This is a genomic window from Burkholderia sp. SRS-W-2-2016 (genome assembly GCF_001931485.1).
Taxonomy (GTDB): domain Bacteria; phylum Pseudomonadota; class Gammaproteobacteria; order Burkholderiales; family Burkholderiaceae; genus Paraburkholderia.
The window spans coordinates 255,494-276,990 of sequence record NZ_MSDV01000019.1 but is presented as its reverse complement, the minus strand read 5'-3'; the positions used below and the strand labels follow the sequence as shown (position 1 = coordinate 276,990).

20 protein-coding genes and 2 pseudogenes are annotated in these 21,497 nt (G+C 64.6%); 8 read left to right on the top strand and 14 right to left on the bottom strand.

Annotated features, from left to right (window positions below):
• Nucleotides 1–54: 54 nt before the first annotated feature.
• The 3 genes and pseudogenes from BTH42_RS07665 to BTH42_RS07655 form a co-directional block, all read right to left on the bottom strand.
• Nucleotides 55–851, bottom strand: a pseudogene (locus tag BTH42_RS07665) (YhcG family protein); the annotation flags it as partial.
• Nucleotides 852–1,241: 390 nt separating this feature from the next.
• Nucleotides 1,242–1,577 carry a hypothetical protein gene (locus tag BTH42_RS07660; protein WP_075297502.1) on the bottom strand — a complete coding sequence of 112 codons (336 nt, stop codon included), beginning with the start codon at nt 1,575–1,577 and terminating at the stop codon, nt 1,242–1,244.
• Between the two features lie 180 nt (nt 1,578–1,757).
• Nucleotides 1,758–3,053 (bottom strand): adenylosuccinate synthase, encoded by a 1,296-nt coding sequence (locus BTH42_RS07655; RefSeq protein ID WP_075297500.1) that lies wholly within the window; start codon nt 3,051–3,053, stop codon nt 1,758–1,760.
• Nucleotides 3,054–3,196: 143 nt separating this feature from the next.
• Here BTH42_RS07655 and gcvA point away from each other — a divergent pair, with 143 nt between their 5' ends.
• On the top strand, nt 3,197–4,096 hold the full coding sequence (gcvA, locus tag BTH42_RS07650) for a transcriptional regulator GcvA (RefSeq protein ID WP_075297498.1): 900 nt from the start codon (nt 3,197–3,199) through the stop codon (nt 4,094–4,096).
• Between the two features lie 264 nt (nt 4,097–4,360).
• On the opposite strand, the gene BTH42_RS35360 is transcribed toward gcvA, so the two are convergent.
• On the bottom strand, nt 4,361–4,498 hold the full coding sequence (locus BTH42_RS35360) for a hypothetical protein (RefSeq protein WP_178392131.1): 138 nt from the start codon (nt 4,496–4,498) through the stop codon (nt 4,361–4,363).
• Between BTH42_RS35360 and BTH42_RS07645 the strand changes: the two genes are divergently transcribed.
• On the top strand, nt 4,497–5,735 hold the full coding sequence (locus tag BTH42_RS07645; RefSeq protein ID WP_075297496.1) for a porin: 1,239 nt from the start codon (nt 4,497–4,499) through the stop codon (nt 5,733–5,735). The genes BTH42_RS35360 and BTH42_RS07645 overlap by 2 nt on opposite strands.
• Before the next feature lie 103 nt (nt 5,736–5,838).
• Here the strand turns inward: BTH42_RS07645 and BTH42_RS07640 are convergent, their stop codons facing one another.
• The 9 genes from BTH42_RS07640 to BTH42_RS07600 form a co-directional block, all read right to left on the bottom strand.
• Nucleotides 5,839–6,813, bottom strand: coding sequence for an ABC transporter substrate-binding protein (locus tag BTH42_RS07640; protein ID WP_075297494.1), 975 nt, complete (start codon nt 6,811–6,813; stop codon nt 5,839–5,841).
• A gap of 147 nt (nt 6,814–6,960) precedes the next feature.
• Complete coding sequence (locus BTH42_RS07635; protein ID WP_075297492.1) at nt 6,961–8,028, bottom strand: LacI family DNA-binding transcriptional regulator; 1,068 nt, start codon at nt 8,026–8,028, stop codon at nt 6,961–6,963.
• Nucleotides 8,029–8,159: 131 nt separating this feature from the next.
• Nucleotides 8,160–8,552: a RidA family protein gene (locus BTH42_RS07630; protein WP_075297490.1), complete on the bottom strand. Its 393-nt coding sequence runs from the start codon at nt 8,550–8,552 to the stop codon at nt 8,160–8,162.
• On the bottom strand, nt 8,549–9,139 hold the full coding sequence (locus BTH42_RS07625; RefSeq protein ID WP_075297488.1) for an NADPH-dependent FMN reductase: 591 nt from the start codon (nt 9,137–9,139) through the stop codon (nt 8,549–8,551). Before BTH42_RS07625 ends, BTH42_RS07630 begins: the two co-directional genes overlap by 4 nt.
• 75 nt (nt 9,140–9,214) lie before the next feature.
• Complete coding sequence (locus tag BTH42_RS07620; protein ID WP_075297486.1) at nt 9,215–10,390, bottom strand: ABC transporter substrate-binding protein; 1,176 nt, start codon at nt 10,388–10,390, stop codon at nt 9,215–9,217.
• Nucleotides 10,391–10,445: 55 nt separating this feature from the next.
• Nucleotides 10,446–10,802, bottom strand: coding sequence for a cupin domain-containing protein (locus BTH42_RS07615; RefSeq protein ID WP_075297484.1), 357 nt, complete (start codon nt 10,800–10,802; stop codon nt 10,446–10,448).
• Nucleotides 10,799–11,776 (bottom strand): zinc-binding alcohol dehydrogenase family protein, encoded by a 978-nt coding sequence (locus BTH42_RS07610; RefSeq protein WP_075297482.1) that lies wholly within the window; start codon nt 11,774–11,776, stop codon nt 10,799–10,801. The genes BTH42_RS07615 and BTH42_RS07610 overlap by 4 nt, the downstream gene beginning before the upstream one ends.
• Before the next feature lie 55 nt (nt 11,777–11,831).
• Nucleotides 11,832–12,605, bottom strand: coding sequence for an SDR family NAD(P)-dependent oxidoreductase (locus BTH42_RS07605; RefSeq protein ID WP_075297480.1), 774 nt, complete (start codon nt 12,603–12,605; stop codon nt 11,832–11,834).
• 13 nt (nt 12,606–12,618) lie between these two features.
• Entirely contained in the window at nt 12,619–13,506 is an 888-nt protein-coding gene (locus tag BTH42_RS07600) for a dioxygenase (RefSeq protein ID WP_075297479.1), read from the bottom strand.
• Between the two features lie 367 nt (nt 13,507–13,873).
• Between BTH42_RS07600 and BTH42_RS07595 the strand changes: the two genes are divergently transcribed.
• The 5 genes and pseudogenes from BTH42_RS07595 to BTH42_RS07575 all read left to right on the top strand — a co-directional run bounded on the left by BTH42_RS07595 (nt 13,874) and on the right by BTH42_RS07575 (nt 19,125).
• Nucleotides 13,874–15,421, top strand: coding sequence for an LVIVD repeat-containing protein (locus BTH42_RS07595; protein WP_075297477.1), 1,548 nt, complete (start codon nt 13,874–13,876; stop codon nt 15,419–15,421).
• 82 nt (nt 15,422–15,503) lie between these two features.
• The gene (locus BTH42_RS07590; protein WP_075297475.1) at nt 15,504–16,871 is read left to right on the top strand and encodes an FAD-binding oxidoreductase; all 1,368 of its coding nucleotides are present in this window, start codon (nt 15,504–15,506) and stop codon (nt 16,869–16,871) included.
• A 147-nt stretch (nt 16,872–17,018) separates the two neighbouring features.
• Entirely contained in the window at nt 17,019–17,900 is an 882-nt protein-coding gene (locus BTH42_RS07585) for a 3-keto-5-aminohexanoate cleavage protein (protein WP_075297473.1), read from the top strand.
• Nucleotides 17,901–18,010: 110 nt separating this feature from the next.
• A pseudogene (locus tag BTH42_RS07580) lies at nt 18,011–18,355 on the top strand (transposase); the annotation flags it as partial.
• A gap of 278 nt (nt 18,356–18,633) precedes the next feature.
• The gene (locus tag BTH42_RS07575) at nt 18,634–19,125 is read left to right on the top strand and encodes a thioesterase family protein (RefSeq protein ID WP_075297469.1); all 492 of its coding nucleotides are present in this window, start codon (nt 18,634–18,636) and stop codon (nt 19,123–19,125) included.
• Between the two features lie 53 nt (nt 19,126–19,178).
• On the opposite strand, the gene BTH42_RS07570 is transcribed toward BTH42_RS07575, so the two are convergent.
• The gene (locus BTH42_RS07570; RefSeq protein ID WP_075297467.1) at nt 19,179–20,141 is read right to left on the bottom strand and encodes a response regulator; all 963 of its coding nucleotides are present in this window, start codon (nt 20,139–20,141) and stop codon (nt 19,179–19,181) included.
• Nucleotides 20,142–20,710: 569 nt separating this feature from the next.
• Between BTH42_RS07570 and BTH42_RS07565 the strand changes: the two genes are divergently transcribed.
• Complete coding sequence (locus tag BTH42_RS07565) at nt 20,711–21,466, top strand: hypothetical protein (protein WP_075297465.1); 756 nt, start codon at nt 20,711–20,713, stop codon at nt 21,464–21,466.
• Nucleotides 21,467–21,497 lie beyond the last annotated feature (31 nt).

Below are 21,497 nucleotides of genomic sequence, written 5' to 3'. Positions count from 1 at the left end.
GCGAAGAATTCACTGTTGCGCTGGTCGGGACAATGCCCGGGTCAGTTCGGTCTCTCAACTCAGGGAGCCGCTGCCGGGGAGCATCGGGTGCTGTGCCTCCCATTCGCGGCGGGTCTTGGCCAGTTCCTCCGCAAGCAATCGTTCGTCGGGCAGCACGGTGTGGTACTCCGCGGCAAGTACCTTGTTGGCCAGGCCGTCAAGCGCATAGCGCGCGATGGCCGCGTTGGTGCGGGCGCACAGGATCAAGCCGACGGGTGGGTTTTCGCCGGGCAGCGTCCAGTGCTCCTTCGCGTAGTTACAGTACATGTGCATCTGCCCGACGTCGGCATGGTTAAGCTCTGTCAGTTTGAGATCGACGATCACAAGACATCGCAGCCGCCTGTGGAAAAGAGCAGGTCCACGCGAAACCAGCTGTCGCCGATTCGCAGCCGCTTTTGCCGTCCGACAAACGTGAAGTCGCCACCCAGTTCGAGCAGAAAGTCCTCGAGACGATGGATCAGCGCTTCTTCCAGGTCACTCTCGGAATATTCGTCCTTCAGGTCAAGGAACTCGAGTACATACGGATCCTTGATCGCTTCCTCCGGCGTCACCGTGTCGCCCAGCTCTGCAACGGCACCCTTTTCCAACATCGCACGTTTGTCTTTCGACATGAGCGTGCGGGTGTAGAACTGGCTGCCGAGCTGGCGTTCAAGCTGCCGTACACTCCAGCCGCCTCGCAATGCCTCAGTCTCGTAAAAAGCCCGCTCCTCGGATGAACGGGTCCGTCGCATCAGCCTCACGTAATGGGTCCACGACAAGGGAAAGCGTTCGGCCAGCTGTGGAAGCCGAAAAATCCGAATCGGTGATTCGGATTTTGGCAGACAGGATACCCGACTGCGGCGACCGGATACCGCCCGTTGTCCCGCTTACGAGGCCTACGCTTTTCGGCCGTATGCAGGCTCAGCGGCCAATCACGCATCGACCGGCACCACAACAAAAAACCCCACGTCCACTCCGGATCATGGGGTCATAAATTCCTGAAAACGCCGGCCTCGTCATCGAAGCCGGCGGCGACGCGGCAAAAAACACCGCGTATGAAGCGCATCAACTTAGAACGACTTGCGAACCTTCAGCGACACAGTCTGGTTCGTGAAATTCGAGCGCGCCTGGATATCGTAGCGCCGCCCCTTACCCTTCAACCAACAACGAACGAGAAACCCACGAACCTGATCCGTGCCCGTTCGCCAACTTCTTCAACCGTGCTATTGCCCCGCCGCCGGCGACTTCACGCTCGGCGTCGCCAGCGTGTTATTGCTCTTCGGCGCGCTGTCGTCGGACTTGGTATTGCTGTTCATACTCGGCAGCCCCGAATTCGGCGCCCGGGTCGACATGCCGCTATCCGAACCGGTATTGCCCGGCGTGCCGTAGCCGCCCGCCGCGGCGCCGCCGGGCGCACCGTTCACCTGGTTCGTCGGGCTAGCCGTGCTGCCGGTCGACCCGGTCCCCGCGCCGGCCCCGCCTCCGGCGGCCTGGGCAAAAGCGCCACCCGACAGCGTAAGTGCGGCGACTGCGATTAACGTGCTGGTCAGCTTGCTCATGATCCGTCCCTCCATGATCGGGTTGAAATGGACACAGACGGGTTTCGTCTGCTCGATCGTGAATGTCGCAAGGGCCGTGCCGCGTACCGTTTTTCGCGGTCGATGCGCAGCGCCGCGAACGCCGCGAATCGGCGCCGAAAACCGCCGTCACGCCTGCCAGCAGGCGCTTTGTCAGACTTTTCAGCCGTTCGCGTCCTCGAATGGCGAGCGCAAAACAATCGCATCGTCACGCTCGGGACCGGTGGTAACCATTGCCACCTCAATGCCGACTTCGTGTCGAATTGCTTCAATCAGCGCCGCGGCTTGCGGCGGCAGCTCACTATATGAGCGCACGCCGCGCGTCGTACCTTGCCAACCGTCGAAGCGCCTGAGCACCGGTTGCAGACGCTGCTGTTCGGCATCGCTGGCCGGCATGTAGTCGATGCGCTCGCCATCGAGCTCGTAACCCACGCACAGATACACCGAGTCGAATCCGTCGAGCACGTCGAGCTTGGTCAGCGCCAGCAGATCGATGCCCGCGACCTTGCTGCTCTGACGCAGTTGCACGGTGTCCAGCCAGCCGCAGCGGCGCGGCCTCCCGGTGTTCACGCCATACTCGCCGCCACGCTGCCTGAGCAGGTCGCCGAGCGCGCCATCCACTTCCGACGTGAACGGACCTTCGCCGACCCGCGTCGCGTACACCTTGCTGACGCCGAGTACCCGTCCCAGCTTCGACGGAGCGATGCCCGCGCCGCTAGCCGCGCCGGCGGCAATGGTGCTCGACGAAGTCACATACGGATAGCTGCCCCAATCGATGTCGAGCATCACCGCTTGCGAGCCTTCGAAAACCACGCGCTTACCCGACGAATGCGCATCGTCGAGCAGTTGCCAGACCCGCGCCTTGAACGGCAGGATTTTCGGCGCCATCGCCAGCAGATCGCTCAGCATCGGCTCACGCTGGAAAGGCTCCAGACCCAAACCGCGCAACCACGCGTTGTGGTGTTCGAGCAGCACGTCGAGCTTCGCGGCGAGCAGTTCCGGCTCGGCAAGGTCGCAGACCCGCAAACCGCGGCGGCCGACCTTGTCTTCGTAGGCCGGGCCAATGCCGCGCAGCGTGGTGCCGAGCGGCTTCGCGCGCAGGCGCTCCTGCGCGGCATCGATCGCGCGATGAATCGGCAGCACGAGCGTGGCGGTCTCGGCGATGCGCAGCACGTCGGGCGTCACATGAACACCGAGCGCCGCCATCCGGCCGATCTCCGCCAGCAGCGCCTCGGGGTCGAGCGCGACGCCGTTACCGATCACGCCGAGCTTGCCGCGCACGACCCCGCTCGGCAGCAGCGCGAGTTTGTAGGTCCGGCCATCGACAACCAGCGTGTGCCCGGCATTGTGGCCGCCGTTATAGCGGGCGACGATGTCCGCCTTCTCGGCCAGCCAATCCACGATCCGGCCTTTGCCCTCATCGCCCCACTGCGCGCCAACCACGACGACATTCGACATTCGATACATTCCTGGTGAATTAATCAAACAGATCCGGAACCGGCTCTGCTGCGACCGGGCTCACTATAGAGATGCCGGGCGCCCCCGAAAAGCGATATATACTCATCATCCTTGTCAGGAAAAATCACATAGGAATTGGCGTTATGGCGCGTCGTCTGCCTCCGCTGAACGCGCTGCGCGTGTTCGAAGCCGCCGCCCGGGTCGAAAGTTTCTCGGCCGCGGCCGACGAGTTGTGCGTCACGCACGGGGCCGTCAGCCGGCAGGTGGCGCAACTCGAAGCATGGCTCGGGCTCAAGCTGTTTGAACGGCGCGGCCGCAGGGTCGTGCTGACGGTATCGGGGCGCGCTTACCTGGCCGAAATATCGGCGGCGTTCGACCGCATCGCGCTCGCCACCACCGAGCAGCTTCGCAGCACACGCCAGCAGATCGTGCGGGTCAACGCGCCGACCACGTTCGCTCTGCGCTGGCTATTGCCGCAACTCTCCAACTTCCAGTTCACCAATCCGGCGATCGAAGTCCGGTTAACTACGTCGGACGAGCCGATCGAAAAACTCGGCGACACCTGCGACGTGGCGATTCGCGGCAGCGAGCAGAAATCGGCCGGCTATCAGGTCTCCGAATTTTTATCGGAAGTGCGGCTGCCGGTGTGCTCGCCCAAGGTGTTCGAGTCTCATCCGATCCGCACTGTGGCGGACCTCGCGCAGCACACGCTGCTGCACACGGCGACCTATCCCGGCCTGTGGACCGAATGGCTGGCGGCGAGCGGGCACGCCGGGCTGGTCCCGCGTCAGTCCCAGCAGCTGGACCATTTCTATCTGACGCTGCAAGCGGCCATCGACGGTCTCGGCATCGCAATGGGGCCGACCGCGCTGGTGGCGCTCGATGTCGAAGAAGGCCGGCTGGTGTTTCCGTTCGACGGCCCCGCGTTGCCGGCATGGCGCTACTGCAGCTATGTCCGCGACGCACGTCGCGAAGACCCAGCGATCGCCATCTTTCTGACGTGGCTGCGCGAACTCGGGCAGCGCTTTTCACGTCATGCGTAGAGACGTTGCTGATCTTGCATCGCGTCTAATACCGCAAAACAAACGATTGCAAAAATAATTCAGTAATGGTTGCGATACACGTCCGCGAGCCGCTCTCAACCCACCTGTCTTAATTCGCAGCATTCGCCGGTTATATCGACGTTTCTACCAATTCCATCCGAAATGACTTGACGCACAAATATCGTCAACTTATTTTGCAATCGATTGCATACGGTCTTCGGCATACACGGGTCAGGCACTGCAACCGGAGCCGGCAATCTGCAATTAAGCAGTCAACCGCAAAGCCGTCGTCATCAAGAAGCCGGCCACGCGGTCGACATACATAGAAGAAATACAGATAGGCAGCGCGACTTCGCCCGACAGCATCTGTCGCGTGTCGATCACGAATTGGAGAGACGTCATGAAGAAGTTGCTGGTCGCAGTGGCGGGAACGTGCGCGGTGGCGGGGATGGCACGCGCGCAAAGCAACGTCACGCTGTACGGCCTGATCGACGCGGGCGTGAACTACACCACCAACGTGCAGACCTCGAAACCCGCGAACCGTCCGCCGGTCGGCGGCTCCCAGGTGGCGATGCTCGACGGCGGGCTCGGCGGGATCAGCGGCAGCCGGTGGGGCCTGAAAGGCGCGGAAGATCTCGGCGGCGGCTGGAAGGCGATCTTCCAGCTGGAATCGGGGATGAACATCAACAACGGCTCGCTCGGCCAGGGCGGCGCGATGTTCGGCCGCCAGGTATTCGTCGGCATGTCGGGCGCGCCCGGCACGCTGACACTCGGCCGCCAGTACGATTCGCTGCGCGACTTCGTGCAAAGCTATGCGGCCACCGGCCAGTTGAGCGGCGTGATGGGCGCGCGCCCCGACGACCTCGACAACCTGGCCGATTCGCGTCGCCTGAATAACGCGATCAAGTACACCAGCCCGAAATTCAGCGGCTTCACGTTCGGCGGCATGTATAGCCTGGGCGGCATCGCGGGAGCGACCGGGCGCAATCAGTTCTGGTCGGTCGGCATGAACTACGTGAACGGACCGTTCGCGTTCGGCACCGCGTACGTGAATGCGCGCAATCCGAACCTGTCGTACTTCGGCACCAATCCGAATTCATCCACCAGCCCCACCAGCAACAACATGGGCTTCGCGGGCAGCGCGACGGCGGCTCAGTACAACCCGGTCTATGCGGGGTTCGCGTCGGCTCACACGATGCAGATTTTCGGCGCGGCCACGACTTACGACATCGGCAACTTCACGCTCGGCGTCAACTACACGCACACGCGTTTCGACGACCTCGGCGATACCGCGACGTCGGGCCCGAACCCGTACAACTACAGCGGCAATGCGGTATTCGACAGCCCCGAAGTCAATCTTCAATACCAGGTGACACCGGCATTGCGACTGGGCGCGGCGTACAACTACACGCATCTGAAGCGGGCCAACTACGGCGACACCGCGAACTACAACCAGTACTCGGCCGGCGCCGCTTACGCGCTGTCCAAGCGCACCGTGCTCTATGGCGTCGCGGTGTTCCAGACCGCCGGCGGCACTGACTCGCTGAACCAACCCGCGGTCGCTTCGATCGACGGTCTCACGCCGTCCGCGACCAGCCGCCAGGCATCGTTCCGGCTCGGCTTGCGGCATTACTTCTAGGCTTTTACGGCGCGAAAAGAAACGGAGCGGCGATTCCGCCGCTCCGTTGTCATTCAGGTCTTTGGCACGCTTATTCCGTGCTTATTCGGCGCTTATTCGGCGCTTATTTAGCCCCCTCCCACGCGGCATGCTCGCGCGCACGTCGCAAGTACTGCAGATCGATGCAGGCGGGCAAATCGCCGCTGCTCGCGAATGACGTGTAGTGATCGCGCAATTGCAGCACCTGGCGCGCGGCGGCCTCGGGTATGTCCATATCGCGAATCAAACCGTGCACCGGGTCGGTCAACTCGTCGTACACCGCGCTCGCCGCGGCCGGTTCGAGACCCGCAAACTCGGCCATCAACACCGCCACGCACTCCTGACTATTAGCCGGATCGAAGATCCAGTTCAGCGCGCGACGATAGCCGAGCAGAAAGCCCTGCAACGCGTCCGGGTTCGCATCCGCCCATGTTCTGCGTACCGCGCCGACGGTCCCGAGATAGGCCGGATAGTGATCGCGCGAACGGCGCAGCGGCACGAAGCCTTGTTGCCGCGCCAGCGTGTCGAACGGCGAGCGCACGAGGGTCGCGTCGTGCCGTCCCGCGATCAGTTCGCGATAACGGTTGCCGGTCCCGCCGGCCGCGACGAACGTGACGTCGTCCTGTGCCACCGCGTGCTGCGCGAGCATGTCGCGCAGCACGAACGCGAAGCCGGTCGTCATCGCATCGACCGACAACGTCCGCCCGCGCAACGCGTCGATCGAGCCGAGACCGGGCCGCGCCACCAGCGCGAGAAAGCCCGCGTCGCCGCCCATGAACGCGGTTAAGTCCTGCATCCGGCCATCGTCGGTTTCGCCTTGGCCGCGCGTGTACGCGAACACATTGTCGATGCTGGTCAACGCCAGTTGCGCGCTGCCGTCCTGCAGCCGGTTGATCATATCGACGGAGCCTTTGGTGTAGTCCATCGTCACCGTCACGCCCTGCTGTTCGAACAGAGCGCGCCGCTGTGCAATCCAGACCGGCAAATTGAACGCGCCTTCGAAACACAGCAGCGTCAGCGGCTGGCCGGCAACATCAGTCGTTACTGGAATTGAAGTCATGAAAGCCCCGCAAAGGCCGGCGTGGGCCCGTGCCTCGCGCCGGCATCTGATGAATGGAATCGGCGCGCACTGTGCGGCGCGCAATGGCATCGATAAAACAGCAGCCCGCCTGTACGCGGGCGCCTTACTGCGGACCGCACCGATCGATCAGGCCTTTTTCTTTCTGCCGGCGCCGGCTTTTGCCGACGCGAGCCGGCGCGGCGCCGCGGTGGACCCGCGCACGACGAGTTCCGGTTTCAGGCGCACTTCGAGCGGCTCGCTCTCGCCCTCGTCGATCGTATTGAGCAGAATCCTCGCCGACTGAAAGCCGAGTTCGCGCTGCTTGATGCGAACCGTCGTCAGCGGCGGATCGATCACGTCGGTCAGCGGCGTGTCGTTGTGACCGACAAGCGAGATATCGGCCGGACACGCAATGCCGCGCTGATGAAACACATCGAGACAGCCGATCGCGATCAGATCGTTGCCGGCGATCACCGCGGTTACGTCCTCGAATTGCGTCAGCAATTCCTCGCACGCAAGCACCCCGGCCTCGCGCGTATACGCGCTGCTTTCGACTTCCATCCGTTCGTCGAACGGCAGCCCCTGCGCGATCAACGCAGTCTGGAAGCCGAGATGGCGGTGATAGCTGGTCGACACATTGAGCGGCCCGACCACATGACCGATCCGCGTATGACCGAGCGCCACCAGATGATCGACGGCGAGCCGGATACTGAGCACGTCGTCGTTCACCACGCACGACACCCGCCCCCGCTCTTCCGAACGATTGACCGTGACGACCGGCAGATCCTGCGCGAGGCAATATGAAATCAGCGGATCGTCGCGCTCAACCGACGCCACGATCAGCCCATCGATCTGGCGTCCCTGCATCTGCTCGACGATATGCTGCTGCTTCGCATAGCCGCTGCCCGCGTTGACCACCAGCGCGGTATAGCCGGCCGGCCCCAGCGCTTCCTCGATACCGAGCAGGATCAGCGGAAACATCGGGTTGGTGATGTCGGGCAGCAGCACGCCGATCAGATTCGAGCGTTTGGTGCGCAGCGAAGCGGCAATGCTGTTCGGCCGGTAGCCCAGTTCCTGCACCGCGGCCAATACCTGCGCCACGACTTTTTCGCCGACCAGTTGGCGGGTTTTCGGATTGATGGCGCGCGACACTGTCGAAGGGTGGACCCCAAGTCGCTTCGCCAGATCGCGCAACGTGATCTTCGTGGTGGACATGCAACCAATTCCCGGCAGCGCCTGTTATAAACGTGAGGCCGTATTTTATCCCCGCTGCAATACGAGCGGCTTACTCGTGCCCGCCCGGATGCCGCCGAGTCAACCCGGCCGCCATCCGGCGGGCCGCCGGTTCAATCGACCACCGCGATACCCTGGACTTCCACCAGCATTTCCGGCTTCGCGAGCCCCGCGACCGTAATCAGCGCGCTGGCCGGAAAGTTGTCGCCGAAGATCTCCTTGCGCAGCTGCGTGAACGCATCGCCGAAGCGCGCGTCGGTGATCGACACGGTCATCGTCACCAGACTCGCCAGCGTGCCGCCGGCCTGCTCCAGCGTGGCGCCGAGCAGCGCGAAGATTTCACGCACCTGGCCTTCGAAATTACCGGCCAGCGAGCGGCCTTCGCGATCCGCGACCACGGTCTGTCCGGCCAGCCACACGATGCGGCCGCCCTGCGTGACGACCGCCGGCGAATAGGCGCGCGCCTGCGCGTTATCGCGCTTGATATAGCTGCGTTGATGCGTCATGCCACCACCTCCTTCAGTTGTTGTTCTGTGCGCGTCTGCCGTTCGATCCAGTCGCCGAAGCGAGCCATGAAAGCAGTGAGAACATCGCGCGTGGGCGCATCGGTCAATTGACCTTGCGCGTCGAAACGCGACCAGGTTTGCGTAACCAGCACCTCGGGTTTGTTCAGCGTGACCATGTCGAGCGCCTGGCAAACCAGCCGCAACTGCGCTTGCGCACGCGCCGTGCCGAAGCCCGCGCCGGCGCCGACGATGCCCGCCGGCTTGCCGGCGAGCGGCGTTCCGCTGCTGGGGCGCGAGAGCCAGTCCAGCGCATTTTTCAGGACCCCTGAAAACGAAAAATTATATTCGGGGGTCGCGAGCAATACCGCGTCGGCACGGCGGATTTTTTCGCTCAACGCGGTCACCGCGGCCGGTACGCCGGCTTTTTCGACATCTTCGTTGAAGAACGGCAGATCGCCGAGCTCGACGATTTCCAGCTCCATGCCGTCCGGCGCGAGCTCGCGCGCGGCGCGCAACAGCGCGGTATTGGTCGAGGCTTTGCGCAGGCTGCCCGACAAGGCAATCACGTGGATGGTTTTCCGATTCATGAATCGCGACTCGCTAGAGAAAAAGAAACTTCGGTGTATTGACGGAGGCCGCATGAACGCGGCCTAACCGGCTGCTTACTTCATCGCACACTGGTCGGCGCCGCGATTGCGATAGTCGACCTTGATTTTCGAGCGGGTGGTCAATTCGGCGCCCGCCGCGTTCTTGACGACATCCACGCGATAGAAATCGACCAGACCGAACTGGTTGGTATCGAACTTGAAATTGCCGCGCACCGATTTGAAATCCGCTGTCTTTAGCGCGGCGCGCAACGCGTTCTTGTCCGTAACGTTGCCGCCCACCTTGCGCATTGCGACATCGAGCAATTGCGCGGCGTCGTACGACGCAGCCGCGTACATCGACGGGATACGGCCGTACTTCTCCTTGAACGCGGCGACGAATTGGCGGTTCTGCGGATTGTCCAGATCGGGCGAGTACGCGGACGCGGTGATCGCGCCGACCGCCGTGTCGCGCAACGCGGGCAACGTGGTGCCGTCGACCGTCGCCACCGAGATCAGCGGCAGCTTGCCCAGCAGGCCGGCCTGCCGGTACTGCTTGATGAAGTTCACTGCCTGCCCGCCCGGATAGAACACATAGACCGCGTCCGGATTGGCGGCTTGCAATTGCGCGATTTCCGCGGAGAAATCGAGCTGGTTCAGCGGCGTATAGACTTCGTCGACCGGCTGTTGCCGGTACGTGTGCTTGAAGCCCTCGACCGCGTCGCGCCCAGCCTGATAGTTCGGCGCCATCACGTAGACGCGCTTGTAGCCGAGGTCTTGCGTCAACTGTCCGCCCGACTCGTTGATCTGGTCCATCGTGCCCGACGAAACCGAGAACATCAGCGGCGTGCAACCGTCGCCGGCCAGCGGCGCCGGGCTCGCATTCGAACTAAGCAGCACCACGCCCGCCGACGTGATCGGCTTGGCCGCCGCCATCATCACGTTGCCGTAGGTCATGCCGGTAATGATCGAGACCTTGTCGTCCTCGATCAGCTTGCGCGCCGCCTGCACCGCGAGGTCGGGACTGAGCCGGTCGTCGGCCTTGACCACCTGAACCGGCACGCCGCCGAGCTTGTTGTCCTTCTGCGCGAGCGCCAGCATGAAGCCGTCGTATTGATCCTGCCCGAGCGCGCCGCCCGGACCCGACAACGTGCCGAGAAAACCGATCTTCACTTGCGCGCTCGCCTGGGCGGCGGCCAGCACGGCACCGAGCAGCACCAGCTTGAGATACCTTGTTCGCGTGTTCTTCGTCACAGCCACCTCCAGATAAAGATTCGTTGAACTATCTTCTGCGACCTTCCCGGCACCGTCACTCTTTCGGCGAGACCCTCGTTTCGTACGGCATCGTCAGCAGAATCGCGGCGGGCAGCGCGCTATCGTTGCGCAACTGCCGCGACTCGCCGGGCGCCAGATAACAGCTGTCGTACGGGCGCAATACCGCTTCTTCGCGGCCGTCGCCGATCGTCACCTCGCCCGCCAGCACCAGATACAGCTTTTCCACCGTCGATGCGGCCAGCGAGGTCCGCCCGCCCGGCAGCAGCCACGACAGACCTTGCCAGCCGAGTTGCGCGGGCGACACGTCATGGCCTTGCACGCGCCGGCAGTGCATGCCGTCGTGATGCGCCGCTTCGTAACGCGGCATCTCCGTGTAGCGGATCACCTTCATGGCGTCAGCACAACGCGCTCGCGCGCGCCCGCCGCGACCTGACGATAGGCGTCGTGCGCCTGCGCGAGCGGATAGACGAAGCCGGGCTTGACCGGGAACGGCCGCAGCACCTCGCGGGCGAAACCGTCGGCCAGCGCATCGAAGATCGCCGCGCATCCGACATGATCGAGCGCGAGCGTGTCGATACCGACATACGTGTGCTGGCCACGATAGAACGTGAAGATATCGAACGGCACGCTACGCTCGAGCGTCGAAATGAATATCTGGGTCGCGCCCTTCGCCATCGACGCATTGCCCGCGTCGAAATACGGACTGCCAACCGTGTTGAACACGATGTCCGCGCCGCGGCCGTCCGTGCACTCGCGCACGCGCTCGGCCACCGGCGTGGTGCTGGCGTCGATCAGTTCGACCTGGCCGTTCGCATGCCCCTGGTACGCTTCGCCATTGCGAGTGACCGCGATCACTTTCACGCCCTGCGCGCTCGCGAGCTGGATCGCCGCTTGCCCGACCTTGCCGTTGGCGCCGAGCACCAGCACGCTGCGCGTGTCGCCCGACAAGCCCGCGCGGCGCAGGCCCTCGTACGCGGTGACGAACGGCACGCCGACTCCGCCGGCCTCCAGTAGCGGCACCGCTGCGGGCTTTTCGCGCACCCCGGCTTCGTCGACCACCAGATATTTTGCGTGGCTGCCATCGCGCCGGATTCCCAGCTCGCCGCCGCTGCCCCACACCTGTTTGCCGAGCCACTCCGCGGGGCCCTCCAGCACGGTGCCGGCGTAGTCGCGGCCAGGCACGCGCGGCCAGACCGCGTGCGGCATCAGACCCAACGCGGCCTTCACATCGCTCGGATTGACCGCGGCGCTGTTCACTTCGATCAGCAGTTGCCCGGGCTTCAGCGCCGGCGGCGTGCACTCGGCTAATTCGAGTTGCAGCGCGTCGACGGTGTCGACCGCCTGGTACAGTTTCAATGCCTTCATGCAGCGTGTTCCTTCAAAGTAATTTTTTCGAGTGCGCGGCCCACGGATTGCGGCATCACAGCTGCCGACCGCCGTCGACCACGATGGTCACGCCGGTCGAAAAACGCAGCCGCGTCGCGCACGCTTCGATCGCGGCGGCCACATCGTCAGGACTGCCAATCCGGCCGAGCGGCGTGCGCGCGCCGACCTGCTGGTTGAAATCGGCGCTGCGCCCCGGCACGAAACCGGTATCGACGACGCCCGGACTCACACCGAGCACGCGAATCTGCGGCGCGAGCGCACGGCCCAGCGCGCGGGTCATCGTGTCGAGCGCGGCCTTCGCCGAGCAATAGGCGATATTGCTGCCGACCGCGGTACTCGCCGCGATCGACGACACGTTGACCACCAGCCCGCCGTCGCCCTCGCGCAGCAGCGGCGCGAACGCGCGCACCGCGGCGAACGCGCCGCGATAGTTGATCGCGAAGATCTCGTCGATCATCGCGTCGCTCAGACCGTCGAGATCGGCGTGCGGCACCGCGTAGGTCTTGCCGGCGGCATTCACGAGGATGTCCGCGCGCTGCCACTCGGCGGCGACGGCCGCGGCGAGCCGGGTCAGCGACGCGCTATCGGTCAGGTCTGCCAGGAAAATCTTGTGACCGTTGCCCGGCAAGACCTGCAGCACCTCATCGGCGCTCGCATCGTGCCGGTGGGTCACCAGTGCGATCGTCGCGCCGGCCGCCGCGAGGTGCCGCGCAGCGGCGGCGCCGATGCCGCCGTTGCCGCCGAGGACAACGGCCACCTGGCCGTCGAGAGGAGTGCTTGAGGAGGATGCGTGGGTTGACGTGTTCATCGGATTGCCGTGCTCACTTGATGGGCGGTTTCGGAAAAGTGCGCGTGCCGGCTTGCAGCACGAAGTCGTAATCGAGCGTGTAGCGCGCGGGCAGGTCCGCTTCGGCCGGATGTTGGACGAGCCGGCCAACGGTGCTTTCGGTCGCGCCGAACACCACGTCGCTGTCGAGATACTCGGCGTCGTCCGCGAAGATCTGTGTGATCAGCGTTTTGCTGCCGTCGCGCGACACCATGAAATGCAGATGCGCGGGCCGGTACGGATGGCGCCGCTGCGCCGCGAGCAACTCGCCGACCGGCCCGTCCGTGGGCACCGGATAACCGCGTGGGCGCACCGTGCGAAAGCGGAACCGGCCCGCGTCGTCCGTGACGAACCTGCCGCGCAGGTTCATGTCGGGTTGTTCGGCATCCTGATTCTCGTAGAGGCCGTGAGGCGACGCCTGCCACACGTCGACCAGCGCACCGGCGAGCGGCTGCCCTTCTGGATCCAGCACGCGACCCGCGACGAACAACGGCGCGGCGTCGATCGGCGCGCGCGCAATGTCGGCGCCGGCCTCGCACAGCGGCGCGTCGGCGCGCCAGAACGGCCCCAGCAATGCCGCCGCCGTCTGCCCCTGCGCGGCCGGATTGCAGCGCAACGAAACCAGCGTCGAAATACCCAGCACGTCCGCCGCGAGCACCGCTTCGTTATGGCTGTCATGCGTCGACTGGCCGATCCGCACCAGGAAATCGAGCGCCGCCTCGAGTTCGCGCTCGCTCAGGTCCACCTCGCGCACGAACGCATGCGCATGCCTGACGAGTGCCGCCATCAGCGTCTTCAGACGCAGGTCCTGGGTATCTTCGAAGGCTTTGATGACCGTGTCCGTCAGGGATCGCTCATCGCCGACCAAACCGTGCGCTACCATGTCGTCTCCGCAATTTGTTTTGCAATCGATTGCATGCTAGCCAGCGATAAAGTTAGCGTCAAGTACTTGTTGTCGATGTCCGCCGGCACAGCGCGGCACACGCATTGAGGCCCCCTCGGGAAAACCCCCAAACACCTTTGTTTATAGCTACTTTCCGTTTGCTTATAGCAGGACCGCCAAAGGCCCGCCCAGCAAGCGATTCAGGCGTTTTCGCGACCGCCGCGCACGCCGGCGAAATAATTTGACAGTCAGATTTCGGCTGTTAATAATGCAATCGATTGCATAACTTCTTCGCCGTTCCCTACCTTGATGCTTCAGCCCGCGTTCCCCGCTGAAGCTCCGCAAGCTTGATGGAGGAGGCAGCACCATGTTCGAACCCGCCGATATTCGAGGCGCCCGCGAGCCGTCGCACGTATCCCCGTCGAGCTACGGCATCGACGCGTCGAGCGGCCAATTCATTCATCCCGACGCCGCACCGTTCTATCCCCATGCGCGCCCGCTCGCAGGCAGTCTCGACTATCTGGAGGACCGCGAGTACCGCCATAACATGACGGTGCACGCGCACTGGCCGATCGTCGTGAGCCCTTCGGTCTGCTGGCAGCAGATCATCGACTGGGATGGCCGGCGCTATATGTACAACTACTTCAAGACGCGCCTGAACATCTACGACATCACCGATCCGCGCGAACTGAAGGTGCTGGCGGACCGGAAGTTCGCGCCGGGAGAAACGTTCGGCGCGTCGACCATCGCGTTCAACGCGAAACTCGGCAAGTGGCTGATGCTGCAGTCGGCAGAAGTGCCGCGCGGCCTCAACGTGATGGGCGACGGCGGCAAATACGCGGAGCCGGACCGGATTGCCGAGCTGATGGCCAAACCGATGTTCCGCGGCTTTCGCGTGTTCGAACTGACGAGCCCGACCGAATGGCATCTGCTCGCGGAAGTCAGCACCGATGCGCTGCATCCGCACGCCCGCGTGCAACAAGGCTCCGGCGCGCTCGACGTGCCGACCTATCACGGCGGCCGCTACGCGTTCATCGCCGCGGCGCCCGACAACACCTTCGTCAATCAGGAATATCCGAACTACGTCTATTCGCCGGGCCATTTGATCTACGACCTCGAAGATCCGACCCAACCGCGCCTCGTCTCCGCGTGGTGGGTGCCGGGCCAGCGGCTCGGCGAGGACGACGCGTATCGCAAACTGCGTCAGCACGGCAACCGCACGTCGTGGCTCGGCGCGCGCATGCCGATCGCGGTCAATCCGCCGCTCGAACAGGGCGGCCGCTACGGCTACGCGGTGATGGGCGGGCTCGGCTTTCACGTGATCGATCTCGCCGACCCCGCCAATCCGGTCACCGTCGGCAGTCTCGATCTGCCGGTGAATGTCGGCGGCGTGGAGGGCGACAACGTCGATGCGTCGCGCGCCGCCGATCAGGGCATCGTGCTGGTCAACGGCTACCCGATGAACGAGGACGGCTACGAGCCGTACAAGGACATCTTCGTGATCGACGTGAAAGAGCCGACGCGCCCCGCGATCATCGGCGTGCTGCCACGGCCCATGCCGCCCGCGGACGCGCCGTACGCCGACTTCGCGCTGCGCCGCGGCAAGTTCGGCCCGAAGCGTCCGGGCTACTACTTCCAGCCGGGCCACGCGCATCCGGGCATCGCCATTTACCCGTTCATGAACGCCGGCATCCAGGTGTTCGACATCCGCGACCCGGCCCACGCAAGCATCGCCGCGTATTTCGTGCCGCGCATGACCGGCGATCTGGCCGATCCGCACTCCTACGCAACCCCGATGGAAAACGTGTTTATCGAATGGGACCGCAAGCTGATCTGGGCCTTCGGCAACACGGGTATCTATTTGCTGAGCACCCCCGCACTGGGCGAGCCCGACTTCGGGCCGCCCCGCGACTGACGCCGGACCCTGGCGGCGATGCCTGGCATCGCCAATCAATTTCTGAATTGCGTCTACGGACGCGTTGCTTCGAGGGATAAAAATGAACAGCAGTGTCGTCAAGGAAATCGAACAGATCACTCACCGCCCACTGCATCTGGCGGGCAGCCAGGCGTTTCGCGAGGCAACGCGCCTGTACGGCTTTTCCGCGGCGCCCGCGCATCCGGTGCCGCTCGGCGTGATCCAGTGCGAGAGCGCGCAGGACGTGGTGGCCGCGATCAAGGCCGCGCGCGCGGTCGGCGTGCCGCTGTCGGTGCGCGGCGGCGGCCACAATGCATTCGGCTTCGCGCTGTGCCAGGACGGCATCGTGCTCGACATGCGCCTGATGCGCGACGTGCAGGTCGATCCGGCGCGTCAGCTGACCCGCTGCGGCCCCGGCACGACGTGGGGCGTGTACGACGCGGCGACCCAGGTGCACGGTCTGGCCAGCCCGGGCGGGGTGGTGTCGTCGACGGGCGTGGCCGGTCTCACGCTCGGCGGCGGGATCGGCGCGCTGCGCGGGCTGCACGGCCTCGCGTGCGACAACCTGCGCTCCGCGCAAGTAGTGCTGGCCGACGGCAGCATCGTCACCGCCGATGCGAATCGCGAACCCGATCTGTTCTGGGGCCTGCACGGCGGCGCGAGCAACTTCGGCATCGTCACGTCGTTCGAGTTCAACGTGCATGCGGTCGGCACCCGAACCGTCACCGGGCCGATCTACTTCTCGTTCGACGAAGCGGTCAAGGTGATCGCCAACTTCCGCCGGATCGCGCCGGAATTGCCGGACGCGTGCGCGACCGAATTCAATTTCGGCCGCAACAAGGACGGCCGCACGCAACTGGGCATCATGGTGCGTTTCATGGGCGACATGGCGGCGGCCGAGCCGACGCTCAAGCGGATTCGCGCATGCGGCACGCCGATCGCCGACATGGCGGTCGAGCTGCCGTACTGCCAGGCGCAGCGCCTGCTCGATCCGAAGGCGCCGTGGGACGATCGCCACTACTGGAAGACCCAGACGCTCAATGGTATGCATGACGAACTAGTCGAAGCGGTCGTGCATTTCATCGAAACCAGCCCGTCGCCGCTCGGCAAGATCGTGATCGAACGGCTGGCCGGCGAGATCAGCCGCATCGATCCCGCCAGCGCCGCGATCAATTTCCGCCATGCGCCGTATAACGCGATGATCGTCGGCGAATGGAAAGACGTCGCCGACGACGAAGCCAACCACGACTGGGTCAAACGCTTCGCGGCGGCGCTCGCGCCGTTCAACGCCGGCGGCGCGTACACCAACTACATGGCCTCCGACACCACCGAAGCCGACATTCGCGCGGCGTTCGGCGAAGCGAAGTACCGGCGTCTGCAGAGCATCAAGGCTTCTTACGACCCGGAGAACTTCTTCAACCGCAATCAGAACGTGCAGCCCGCACGCTAATGCGGTCCGCCGGCGGCGCATGCTCCGCCGGCAATTCACCCCTTTCGAGAACCCTCGGCGCGGCCTCGCGGCACCGCGGGCGCCGCCGCGCGTCCGCGCGTGCGCACGCTGAAGCCGCGCCGGGCAGCCACTCTTCTGCGAACCGATATGCAAGCGCGAAAAACGATTCTGACCTGCGCGGTCACGGGCAATCTCACGAAGCCGGAACAGCATCCGGGTCTGCCGATCACACCGCAGCAGATCGCCACCGCCTGTCTCGATGCCGCGAAAGCGGGCGCGGCGGTCGTCCATATTCACGTGCGCGATCCGCGCACCGGCCGCCCTTCGATGGACATCGCGCTGTATCGCGAAGTGATCGAACGGATCAGGGCGGTCGATGCCGAGCTGATCATCAACCTCACCACCGGACCGGGCGGCCGCTTTATCCCGAGCGACGACGACCCCAAGGTCGCTGCGGCCGGCACGACGCTGATGGCGCCCGAACAGCGCGTCGAGCACATCCTGCTGCTGCGCCCCGATATTTGCAGCCTCGATCTGAACACGATGAATTCCGGCAACGACGTGGTGATCAATACGCCGAAAAACGTCACGCGGATGGCGGCGATCATTCGCGAGGCCGGCGTGAAGCCCGAGCTGGAAATCTTCGATTCGGGCGACATCCATCTCGCCCGCGATCTGATCGACGCGGGCGTGCTCGACGGCCCCGGGCTATGGACCTTCGTGCACGGCGTGAAGTACGGCTTCGCGGCCACGCCGGAAACGCTGCTGTACGCACGCAGTCTGTTGCCGGCGGGCGCGACGTGGGCGGCCTTCGGGATCGGCCGGCACGAGTTTCCGATCGTCGCGCAAGCGTGGCTCGCGGGTGGGCATATTCGCGTCGGTCTCGAAGACAACCTGTATCTGTCGAAAGGCGTGCTGGCGGAAAGCAATGCGGCGCTGGTCACGCGGGCGCGCGAGATCGTGACCTCGTTGGGAGGCGAGCTTGCGTCGGCCAGTGAAGCGCGCGAGATGCTCGGCCTGCGGGGATGATGTTGGGCCTGCGGTACTTGCCCGCCCGCTAAATCCTCGCCCGGCGGTCTCCGTTCGCGGGTGACCGCTGGATCAACACTGCGTCAGTGGCACACACCAGGTGGAACGTGATGGGCGTATCGACACCCCCGAAGCACCGGCGGCGCTGGACCGCGGAACAGAAGCTGGCCATCGTGCGCGAGAGTTTCGCGCCGGGCAAGTCGGTCGCGATCGTCGCGCGTGAGCACGGCGTGAATTCGCGCCAACTGTTCCAGTGGCGCAAGCTGTATCAGCAGCAAGGCGCGCCGGCGATAACCACCGTGGCGAAAGCGGTCGCGGCGCCGGAGCTGGCCAGCGCGCTGGGACAGGTGCGAAAACTGCAGCGCCTGTTGCGGCAGAAAACCAGGGAGAACGAAGTGCTGCGCGAGGCCGTCGAGTATGGCCGGGCCAACCGGTGGCCGGGCGGCTTGCCGTTGCCGTCGGAGGATGATTGAGGAACGCGCTGCGCGTTCGCGGCACGCGGTAAGCGGTAAGCGGTAAGCGGTAAGCGGTAAGCGGTAAGCGGTAAGCGGTAAGCGGTAAGCGGCAAGCGGCAAGCGGCAAGCGGCAAGCGGCAAGCAGGAAGCTAGCAAACCAGGAGCCCCCGCTGCCTGGCGCACCGCAGCCGCGTCACCTACACTACTCACGCCAGAACGAAGCAATCTCACGCGCCGCACGCGTCCCCCACCGCCTTCGCTCCAGGAGACCTCCGCCCATGCCACAGCCCGTGGTTCTCCCCGCCTATCGCGACACCGTCCACGCCGAATGGGTCGACTACAACGGCCACATGCGCGACGCGTTCTACCTGCTGATTTTCAGCCTCGCCACCGACGTGCTAATCGACCTGATCGGCCTGACCGCCGAGGTTCGCGCAGCGCGACACCGCTCGATCTACACGCTCGAAGCGCACGTCAGCTATCTGCACGAAATCAAACAGGGCACGCCGGTGCGCGTCGACATGCGCGTACTCGCGCACGACGCGAAGCGGATTCATCTGTACTTCGAAATGTTCACGGAAGACGGCAAGCGGGCCGAGCCGGTTGCCGCCGGCGAGCAGATGCTGCTGCACGTCGACACCAGCGGACCGCGCGGCGTCGCGTTCGATCCGGACGTCGCCGCGCGCGTAGCTGAACTGGCGCACGCGCATCGCGAGTTACCGCCGGCTCGCTACACGGCACGCACGATCGGCTTGCCGCGCGCCGCCTGAAGTCCAGTGAGCCTCACTGAACTTCACTGAGCGTCAAACGGCGCCGCCATGCATCAGCGGTTACGCTCCGCGCGCCACTGCGCGAAGGTCACCAGATCGATCCCGACTTCGGCCGGATCGATGCGGGTCCAGCCGTAGAACGCGTCGTCCCAGCCGGGAATACTGGTCGGCGTCAGCTCGCGGAACGTCATGCCCGCGCGATACGCGAGATCCGGCCAGAACAGCGGCATCATCTCGCGCACCGCGAGTTTGCGCAGCAAGTCGGACGGACCGCCCTCGTCGGCGACGATCTCGCCCTGGGAAATCCAGTCGTTCTCCGCCCACGCGACGAACACGCTCGGGTTACCGGCGGCGTCGAACATCAGGATCACGTTCTGCTCGGGCCGCCAGTAATACTCGACGATGCCCTGCTCGGCCACCACGTCCTCGATCACCTTGCGGGTGCGCGGATCGCAATAGGTCATGCCGTTTTCGCCGAGCGCGAGCCAGCCCGATTCCGCGCAATGACGGCTCTTCGCGTCCTTCAGGAAATGCACGAGGCGATTGGCCGAATCGGGGTCGGTCTTGCGCAGATACAGATCGACGATGCCGGCATTGAACGCCTTGACCGCGACCGTTTCATCCGCGACGCCCGTCAGCAGCACCTTCGCGCAGCGCAGATGCGAGATCGACGACAGGAAATCCACGCCGCCGATGCCCGGCATGTCGTAGTCGACGATCACCGCCGCCACTTCCTCGAAGCGCGACGGCCGCGCGACGATATCGCGTTCCGCCGAGGTCTCGACAAAACGCTCGACGCCCGGCTCGCTCAGGCATGCGGAGCCGGCTGCGAATTCCAGCGAATTTTCGCGCGCGTGCTGCCGGATATAGCTCAGCGCCGCTTGTGGCCGCGTGAAAAACAGGTTCGTGGACGTGCCCGGGAAAAAGCGGCGCAGCGCATCGAGGTAGCTGTCGTTATCGTCGACGAAGACAACCGTGGACGGGTAGAAAACGGGGGGTCGAATAAAGTTGTTCATCTTTTCAAGTGGTTCTCACGCCGCCACTACAGGTCCGGAACCGGTCGATCCGGATTGCATCTGACGCCGCGACAGCCCAACGAATGCCGGACGAATCTCGCCCGCGGTCTCGCATGGTCAATGGGTTTGCCGTACTTCCAGTTACCACCGGCGGGCGCCGCTGCTGACGGCCTGCCGGCCTGCATCGTGCCGGTGCGCGGGCCGCGGATGCGGCAGGAATCGATCTTGCACGCAGGTAAGCGCAGCGCGGCTGCCGCTCGTCTCCAACGGTTCGTATAGTACAGGCTCCGCGCGCGAATAGTACAAGCCGGTTTGCATGGCCGGCGGCGTATACCGGCTCCATGCGCGACGGTTAATCTGGTCAAGAATGAATATCGAAGCAAGCACAAAATGGGCGTTGGTGACGCGCGTGTATTACGTTCGCGACAGTCGTGGCCCCGCCCGGTACGACGGGCGTATGCGAAACGCAAAAACGGCGATTCGAGGCGTCATCTGATGACTACCGGCGGCGCATCCGGTGTCGTCGTATATCATGACCCCTCGCATTTCATGAACACTGTTGCTTAGATATGACGAATACCGGCAAATTGCTGATAGTCGGCCTGCTCGTGATCGATGCGGGCATCGCCGGCTACCTGCTTTTCCCCAAAGACGACGAACGCACGCCCAGCGCGGCCAGCGAGGTGATCGGCAGGATCACCGGCGCGACGGATTCCGACGCGGAGCGCGGCGCGGCGCGTGTCGCCGGCGGCAACGTGATGGCGGTGACACCGGTGCCGAGCGCGCCGCCGGCAACGGCGACGGTTACCGTGCCTGCCCAGCCCGCCCCCTCCACGACGAATCAACTGGCCGTGACGCCGCAATCCGCCCAGCCGCAGGCCGCCGCCACCTTGCCGCAAACCGGCGCGCTCGCGCAGCCGTCCGTCGCGGCGACAGCTGCGGTGCCGGGCCTTGCCGTGCCCGATGCCGGCCAGGCCGCGGCCGCCCGGGCGAGACAGCCGGCGCAGCCGGTCGCGCAACAGAGAGCGCAAGCGAAGGCGCTGCCCGGCCCGCGGATCGATCAGGCACAGACCCGCCGGCGCGACGACACGCACCCGAACGGCTCGAACCCGGTCGCGGCGATGTTGACCGACCAGTTGGTCAAGGAATCGGCGAAGCCCGATCCGTCGCTGCCGATGCCCACCGGCGTAACGGTGCCGCTATCGCAGGAGCGCACGACCCCGCCGTCGGTCGGCTCGGCGATGACCGATCAGCTGGTGCGCGAATCGTCCCGGGTGACGCCGATGACACAGCCGGCGCAACCGCCGATCCTCAAGCCGCAGTAACGCCGTCAATAGCGTCCTCGGCAACATCCTT